This is a genomic window from Niallia endozanthoxylica, from assembly GCF_008710145.1.
Taxonomy (GTDB): Bacteria; Bacillota; Bacilli; order Bacillales; family Cytobacillaceae; genus Bacillus_BD; species Bacillus_BD endozanthoxylica.
Window position 1 is genome coordinate 1 of sequence record NZ_VYKL01000082.1, and the last position, 7,196, is coordinate 7,196.

Annotated in this window: 8 protein-coding genes and 1 rRNA gene; 3 read left to right on the forward strand and 6 right to left on the reverse strand. The window is 37.4% G+C overall.

Annotated elements, in window-relative coordinates:
• Positions 1–71 (reverse strand): 16S ribosomal RNA (locus tag F4V44_RS27065); the annotation flags it as partial.
• A 228-nt stretch (positions 72–299) separates the two neighbouring features.
• Positions 300–560, reverse strand: a complete 261-nt coding sequence (locus tag F4V44_RS27070) for a hypothetical protein (RefSeq protein WP_150443078.1) — start codon at positions 558–560, stop codon at positions 300–302.
• A 129-nt stretch (positions 561–689) separates the two neighbouring features.
• Between F4V44_RS27070 and pdaB the strand changes: the two genes are divergently transcribed.
• Positions 690–1,436 (forward strand): polysaccharide deacetylase family sporulation protein PdaB, encoded by a 747-nt coding sequence (gene pdaB, locus F4V44_RS27075; RefSeq protein ID WP_150443079.1) that lies wholly within the window; start codon positions 690–692, stop codon positions 1,434–1,436.
• Positions 1,437–1,787: 351 nt separating this feature from the next.
• Here pdaB and F4V44_RS27080 read toward each other — a convergent pair whose 3' ends face one another.
• Positions 1,788–2,423 (reverse strand): KinB-signaling pathway activation protein, encoded by a 636-nt coding sequence (locus F4V44_RS27080; protein WP_150443080.1) that lies wholly within the window; start codon positions 2,421–2,423, stop codon positions 1,788–1,790.
• A gap of 147 nt (positions 2,424–2,570) precedes the next feature.
• On the opposite strand from F4V44_RS27080, the gene gerD reads away from it, so the two are divergent.
• Complete coding sequence (gerD, locus tag F4V44_RS27085; RefSeq protein ID WP_150443081.1) at positions 2,571–3,146, forward strand: spore germination lipoprotein GerD; 576 nt, start codon at positions 2,571–2,573, stop codon at positions 3,144–3,146.
• Between the two features lie 231 nt (positions 3,147–3,377).
• Here the strand turns inward: gerD and F4V44_RS27090 are convergent, their stop codons facing one another.
• From F4V44_RS27090 to F4V44_RS27100, 3 genes are all read right to left on the reverse strand, one after another.
• Entirely contained in the window at positions 3,378–4,433 is a 1,056-nt protein-coding gene (locus F4V44_RS27090; protein WP_150443082.1) for an Mrp/NBP35 family ATP-binding protein, read from the reverse strand.
• A 126-nt stretch (positions 4,434–4,559) separates the two neighbouring features.
• The gene (gene cwlD / locus F4V44_RS27095) at positions 4,560–5,279 is read right to left on the reverse strand and encodes an N-acetylmuramoyl-L-alanine amidase CwlD (protein WP_150443083.1); all 720 of its coding nucleotides are present in this window, start codon (positions 5,277–5,279) and stop codon (positions 4,560–4,562) included.
• Between the two features lie 79 nt (positions 5,280–5,358).
• Positions 5,359–5,802 carry a YbaK family protein gene (locus F4V44_RS27100; protein WP_150443084.1) on the reverse strand — a complete coding sequence of 148 codons (444 nt, stop codon included), beginning with the start codon at positions 5,800–5,802 and terminating at the stop codon, positions 5,359–5,361.
• Positions 5,803–6,055: 253 nt separating this feature from the next.
• Between F4V44_RS27100 and F4V44_RS27105 the strand changes: the two genes are divergently transcribed.
• Complete coding sequence (locus tag F4V44_RS27105) at positions 6,056–6,958, forward strand: nuclease-related domain-containing protein (protein WP_223882054.1); 903 nt, start codon at positions 6,056–6,058, stop codon at positions 6,956–6,958.
• Positions 6,959–7,196 lie beyond the last annotated feature (238 nt).

Genomic DNA, 7,196 nt, shown 5'->3' on the forward strand with positions numbered 1-7,196 from the left:
GTTCGCTCGACTTGCATGTATTAGGCACGCCGCCAGCGTTCGTCCTGAGCCAGGATCAAACTCTCCAATAAGATTGTTTGACTTGCTCATAAATAAAATGTTGTTGCCATATGACAACTTGAATTAACGTTGACGTTTTTGTTTGTTTAGTTTTCAAAGAGCAATTGTTAAATTTTGTAAAAACAAGCTTTATGATAATAACATTTTCACCAAATCTTTGTCAACTCTTTTTTTGTTTTTCCAATTAAAAAGTTGTTCATCAGCGACGATTACTAATATAACAATATTGAAAATAGAAGTCAATAACTTTTTTGATTTTTTTTGTATCGGTTAGATGCTTTAGAAATTTTTGAAGTGGTGCGCATATATCTCAAGCAGTCTTTCGGGTCAGCTACCCGCTTAAATAGAGTAAATAGATGCTTATAGCGCTCCTCCATTCCTTTCTTTACGATAAGATCAATGCGTTCATCCTTTAAATCAAATAGAATTTCATCCATCTCTCTCTTTAATAAATATTGCATTTCCTTAATCTCTATCTCATTTAATAACATACCAATCATCTTTCTAACCCCTTGCCATCATTATTTTTCTGTAGTGTTTTCATTTTTTAATCTTTTTATGAAAAATTTAGTTCATTTTCTTTTAAATTCCTCATAGGATTGTACAGAGAGTGTGGACGAGGTGATTAGATGAACTTTTTCTTTGTGTTAAATGGAAAAACGATTAAACAAATTCTCTTAATTCTTATGGCCTCATTTTTCACTGCATGGTTTTTATTCTTAGGAAATATGATTCAAGTCCCTGTTTTCTCTGCAAAGGATGGCCCTAAGGCTGTTTATAAAGGGGAAAAAGATATTGCATTGACCTTTAATATTGGCTGGGGTGATGAAAAAGCAGAACCCATACTTGATGCTTTAAAAAAGTACAATGTGAAATCAGCTACCTTTTTCTTATCAGGCTCTTGGGCAGAGCGGCATCCTGATCTTGTGAATCGAATGGTGAAGGAAGGCTACGAGATTGGCATGCTTGGTTATGAGTACAAAGATTATACGGAGTTAGAAGAGGAGAAAGTTAGACAGGATATTGCCAATGCGCAAACCGCTTTTAAAAAGCTTAACGTAAATAATATTCAGCTTCTCCGCTCTCCAACAGGGCACTTTGATGCGAAAACCTTAAAAATTGCTGGGCGATATGGATATACAGTTGTTCATTGGAGTATTGATTCGAAGGATTGGACGAATCCTGGTGTTCAAGTGATTGCTGAAAATGTAGCAAAGGCAAAGAAAGGTGATATCATTCTTCTACATGCCTCCGATTCTGCTAAGCAGACCGAAAAAGCACTGCCATATATATTAGACAGTTTAAAGGACTATAAATTAGTTACCGTTTCAGAAATGATTGCAAATGCTAATACGAAGACATCTGAGATTAAATAGTTCGTTTTATGAGGAACCGTTTTAGGTAAACAATGCACAAGGGATTTCCTAGAGAAGTTCCTTGTGCATTTTTTTTAGTTGGGGGCAGATTCTAATAAAGTGAAATTTCCATCCGTGGGGGTTTTCTTCATCCCCCACGGATAGTTAGTTGAGGCCCACAGAATGTGGGTCACACAGACGTTGCCACAAATGTGGCGTTCTTAGTCTGTGATTCCACGAATGGACCTTTACGGGCAGTTGATTCCTCACCTATCTTCTTGTGTATACTTAGAATCTTGAGGCGGGGGTCTTACTGCCCTTTAAGAGTGGGATAAAAATGTCCCTCACCATTAAATGAAGGACATTTCCGGCCTAGGCCGGCTTATTTTTTTTTGCCTGTCTTTCTTTGTTTGAGTCCTCATTTAGCTTATGAAGAATAAGCAGCTGGTAAGCATTGCATACTATTAATGGAAAAACCATCAAATATAACCAGTTATAATCATTTAGCCTTATAATTGGCACCCATTCAAGAATCGTCGCAACAACCATAAAAAAGACCGCAGGAATAAAAGCGCTTTTATTCGTTTGTTTGACCTTGAAATAGGCAACTACCAAACCAACAACCAGAATCATAACAGCAGGAGCAAGATACGGTAAAATTCCTTCCCCCGGTTCGGCATATGACTTATATCGGAAATAGACTAGGTCATACAAAGCAAAAAGGATGAATACGATTTGTACCCCATTCCAAAGTGAGGCCGATTTGAAAATTCCCAATCCGAAACGATGTACGGTTAAGTAGGCAAAAAAGGATACCTGACTAACCAAACTAAAGATTAGACCTACACCGCATAGCCAAAAGAATGTAAAAATAATTTTTAAAATGTTAAAATTCAAAAAATAAGACGCAAACTCATCCCACCGAATAATAAATCCCGTTATCCCCGTCACAAGTGCGCCGATTAGTAAGGTAGAAAAAAATAATTTAACTACATTTCGACTAGTCACAATGCTATCCCCCAATATAAAAATCTTCCATTACTGTCATTTTAACAACCAAACTTTGAAAAATCTAGGAATAGCTTTGCCACGAATAATATTAATCAAAATTCTTCATCCTAAAGGTAAGAATTACTCTGAAAGGAGCTATCCATAATGAATCCTAAAAAATCCTTTCTCCTTCCCCTACTCGCCATTTTCTTTATCTCTGGCTGTGCTCAGGAAGAAGCAGGCGGAGGCGGTCAATTAGACTATGAAGAAACGAAGAAAATGGTTGTTGATATCTTAAAAACGGATGATGGAAAAAAAGCCATTCAAGAAGTGATGTCTGATGAAAAGCTAAGACAGCAGCTAATTATGGATCAAGCAATTGTAACTGATACCGTACAAAATACTTTAACAAGCGACAAAGGAATTGAGTTTTGGAAGAAGACCTTTGAGGATCCCAAGTTCGCAGAAACCATTGCTAAAACCATGCAAAAGGAACATGAACAGATTATGAAAAATTTAATGAATGACCCGGAGTACCGCGGCAAAATGATTGAAGTGATGAAGGACCCTGAACTTGAAAAGGAATTAACAACGGTCTTAAAAGGGAACGAATATCGTGAACATCTGAAACAAGTTGTATCAGAAACCATCGAGAGCCCTTTATATCAAACCAAAATTCAGGAACTTCTATTAAAAGCATCTGAATCAAAAGCATCTGAAGCGAAAACAGACGAAGCATAAGATAAGAAAGAGCTCCCTGTATAAGAGAGCTCTTTTTACATATGAAATTCGCTCGTCGAATTTGCGTCCAGATTACCTGAGCTCGCTCGATAAATTACCTTTAAAAAATCGCAAGACTCGCCGGAGGCTTAACTTTATTCAGCTCGAGTTTGAACCTCCACTGAATCGGAGAGCTCTTTGCAGTTATCCCTTAACTTTTGAAGTGGAGGACTTCTGCTGAATGAAGTTAAGTTATTTGTTTAGGTTTTGTATCATTTTCTGGGCGATATCTAAATAAATCTTACCAAGCTGATGATCTTCTTGGTAAACAGATGGAGCAAAATCTTCTTCATTCCAATCAGGCTGTGCTAATGGCAATTGACCAAGAAGCTCCGTATTTAATACCTCAGCGAGTTTATCGCCTCCGCCTTTACCAAATACATGTTCCTTTTCACCTGTTACCTTGCTTTCGAAGTAGGACATATTTTCAATCACACCTAGAATTTCGTGATCTGTTTTTAATGCCATTGCTCCTGCACGAGCAGCAACAAACGCTGCTGTTGGATGCGGCGTTGTCACAATCACTTCTTTACATGTTGGAAGCATTGTATGAAGATCAAGTGCAATGTCTCCTGTTCCTGGTGGAAGGTCGAGCAATAGATAATCTAAGTCACCCCAGGTTACTTCTTTAAAGAAGCTATTCAGCATTTTCCCGAGCATCGGTCCACGCCAAATGATCGGTGAATTATCCTCAACAAAGAAGCCCATGGAAATCACTTGCACGCCAAAACGTTCAACAGGAATGATCTTTTCCCCTTTTACTGCCGGCCGAGTCGTGATTCCCATCATGTCAGGTACACTAAACCCATAAATATCAGCATCGACAAGACCAACCTTCTTGCCTAATCTTGCAAGAGCTACTGCTAAGTTGACAGAGATTGTAGATTTACCAACGCCACCCTTACCACTTGCAATCGCAATAAACGTCGTTTTACTGTCTGGAGACAGTAAACTAGCATCTGCCTTAGGAGTTTCCGTTTGATATTTTGCAATCACGTCTGCAGGTAATTCAGCAAAACGAATTCCCACGGTTTCTGCTCCAGCTTCTTTTAAAAGATTCACGATTTGCGTTTGCAACTGAAGCTGCTCGGCAGTTCCTGTCTTTGTAACCGCAATCTTTACACTGACATGATTTTTCTCTTCCTTTACTTTTATCTCTTCAATAGCATTTAATTCTGCTAATGATATATGTAAGAAAGGTTCTTTAATCGGATTTAAAAGCTCTTTTACCTTTTCAACTGTTACCATTTCATAGCACCTACCTTATCCTTTTCTATAACCTAGTATACCACAGGGAATAAAAATCACTATTATTCTAAATCACAGTTTACCGTTTATCTTGATAAAAAACAAAAAAGGCGCCTAATAAACGCCTTACTCAGGAATAACAATTTCCTTCTCAGATGTATAATACCGCATCATTCCATTATAAATGGAAGCTGCAATCTTATCCTGATAGCTGTTATCCTTTAATCGTTTTCTCTCTTCGGGATTCGATAAGAACCCAATTTCCACTAATACTCCGGGATTTTTTGCATTCTTTAATATATATACATGATTAATGGGTTTTGCTTCACGCTTTGTATTACCTAGATTAATTTTAAGTTCATCCTGAATAAACTTGGCAGCCCGCTTATTTTCTTCAAATTGCGGTGCATAGAAGGTTTGCGCCCCGCTCCATCTTGGCGAAGGGATGGAATTAAGATGAATACTGACATAAAAATCTACATCTTTCTTGTTAATCATTTCAAGACGTTTTTTTAAGTCTTCTACTTTTCTCCGGCTGTATCCCCTTGTATCTTTAGCGGCTAAATCCTTATCCTCTTCTCTTGTCATAATAATGAGCGCACCTTGTTCCTGAAGATAATCCTTCAGCTTCATTGAAACATCTAAGGCAATATCTTTTTCTAACGCTCCTTTATCACCCGCTCCACCGTCCGGACCGCCATGACCGGGATCAATCAAAATTACTTTTCCTGACAAAGGCAGGTTCCAGGATTTCCATGAGTCTTCCTCCGAGAAATCATACTGTAAAATAAAAAACAGGACGATAAGTCCAAGCGAATATAAACTTATTTTCCAGCCTTTTTTCATTAGTATCCATCAATCCCTCCGACTTGTCCTTCCAATACAATATATGGGACAGGAAGGGAGGGTAGAACTATGAAAAAATTTAATGGAGCTTTAACTTAATTCTTCGTTCACCTTTATGAAAGCCTTCTAACCACCAGTTATTCACATACTGTTCGCAGAGATAATACAGCGATTCACTCAAAGCGCCTTCCTCTCCGCTTCCCCAATATAATAAAAAGTTATATAACGTATCAACAAGGTGCTTTTCCTCTTGCTGGCAACGCTTTTTTACTTCCGTTGCAGACTCACCGTAATAACCGAAGCGCCCCATATTGGCTCCTAATAAATAGGCTTCAATCGCTACATCATAGCAGGCCTCTTCTATTCCTGTATTCATAATTAAACTTTGTGTTAGTCTTGAGGAACCGAAATAATGCTGCACTTTCTCTTTTAATGATTTAACCGATATTTCACGGAGAACCGATTTTTCATATTTAATCTGTTTTTCTCTTCTCTTTTCAACAAAGGTTGTAATGACATTCACTTCTTATTTCACCTCTTTAAAGGTAGTCTTTAACTACAAGAAAAGAGTCATTCATTTCGGACCCCTGTTTTAACTGCCAATTTTTATTTAGAATGCGCTGTGAATGTCAAAAATGCTCGCTAGAAACTAAACATAATTGATTCAGCACTCGTGGTCCAAATGTTAACAGAATAGTAATAAACGCGTCCAAGAACCACCTTACTTTTTAACAAAAAGGAATGTAGAATTATTTTTAAACGAAGAGAGGAAGTGGATGATGCTATTAAAAGCACGGACAGAGCCAGTTGAATTGAGAGCTTTGCACTTACTAAATTCGCGAATGAGCTTACCAGCAAATGAAAGGACTCGTATAGAGAATTTAGAAAAGGGCTATCAAGGGGAAATGATGTTTGACCAATTAACAGATAAGCTTCAATCGGAGGTGTTTGTTTTAAATGATTTATGTTTAGAGCATAACAACTCCATTTTCCAAATTGACACTTTAATTATATCTCAAGATACCAGTTACTTGATTGAAGTGAAGAATTTCGAAGGTGACTTTTATTATGACTCTGACAACTTTTTTTCAATAAAAAAGACTGAACTAAAAAATCCTTTGGATCAACTAAAGCGAAGTAAACTACTCTTAAGCCAGTTGCTCCGAAGCCACGGGTATCATTTAAACATTGAAGGTTACGTTATTTTTATCAACCCCGAGTTCACCCTATATCAAGCTCCCATTCATACACCGATTATTCACCCCACGCAAATCAATCGCTTTATGAAAAAATTAAACCAAAAATCCGCAAAGTTAAATGGGGTCCATAAAAAGCTCGCCGATCAATTAATTGCACAGCATCAAATTCTATACCCCCGGTTGCCGCCATATACATATGAACAGCTAAAAAAAGGTATTAATTGTTCTATTTGTAAATCCTATATTACCTCTGATGTAATACGAAAAACTAAATGCAATATGTGTGGCCACGAGGAGGCGATTGAATCAGTTATTTTGAAATCCGTGGAGGAATTAAGACTGCTATTCCCAAATCTCATAATCACTACAAATATCGTCTATGAGTGGTGTGATGTAATCATGTCTAGAAGAAGAGTTGCTACGGTTTTAAAAGAAAACTTAAAATTGATGGGGTTTGGTCAATGGACCTATTATGAGTAATAGGTCTGAACTTGTAGCTATTATTAAATAAATCCTTTTGATGTAAGATTTAGAATTAGTCCTGTTTGTTCGTGTATCAAAAGCCCTAATTGTTGCATGAGTAGAGCTAAATCTCCTCTTTACCTGCATCAATTACAGCCATTGATGCACGAATGAGGACCACATTCCTTTTTTCTTGCTTCAATACCCCTTATTGATGCACGAATGAGGACCACATTCCTTTTTTCTTGCTTCAATA

Bases quoted from the DNA above. Each gene is read 5' to 3' on its own strand.
- gerD (WP_150443081.1), top strand. From the start codon at position 2,571: ATGAATCCTAAAAAATCCTTTCTCCTTCCCCTACTCGCCATTTTCTTT.
- F4V44_RS27105 (WP_223882054.1), top strand. From the start codon at position 6,056: ATGATGCTATTAAAAGCACGGACAGAGCCAGTTGAATTGAGAGCTTTG.
- pdaB (WP_150443079.1), top strand. From the start codon at position 690: ATGAACTTTTTCTTTGTGTTAAATGGAAAAACGATTAAACAAATTCTC.
- F4V44_RS27070 (WP_150443078.1), bottom strand. From the start codon at position 560: ATGATTGGTATGTTATTAAATGAGATAGAGATTAAGGAAATGCAATAT.
- F4V44_RS27090 (WP_150443082.1), bottom strand. From the start codon at position 4,433: ATGGTAACAGTTGAAAAGGTAAAAGAGCTTTTAAATCCGATTAAAGAA.
- cwlD (WP_150443083.1), bottom strand. From the start codon at position 5,279: ATGAAAAAAGGCTGGAAAATAAGTTTATATTCGCTTGGACTTATCGTC.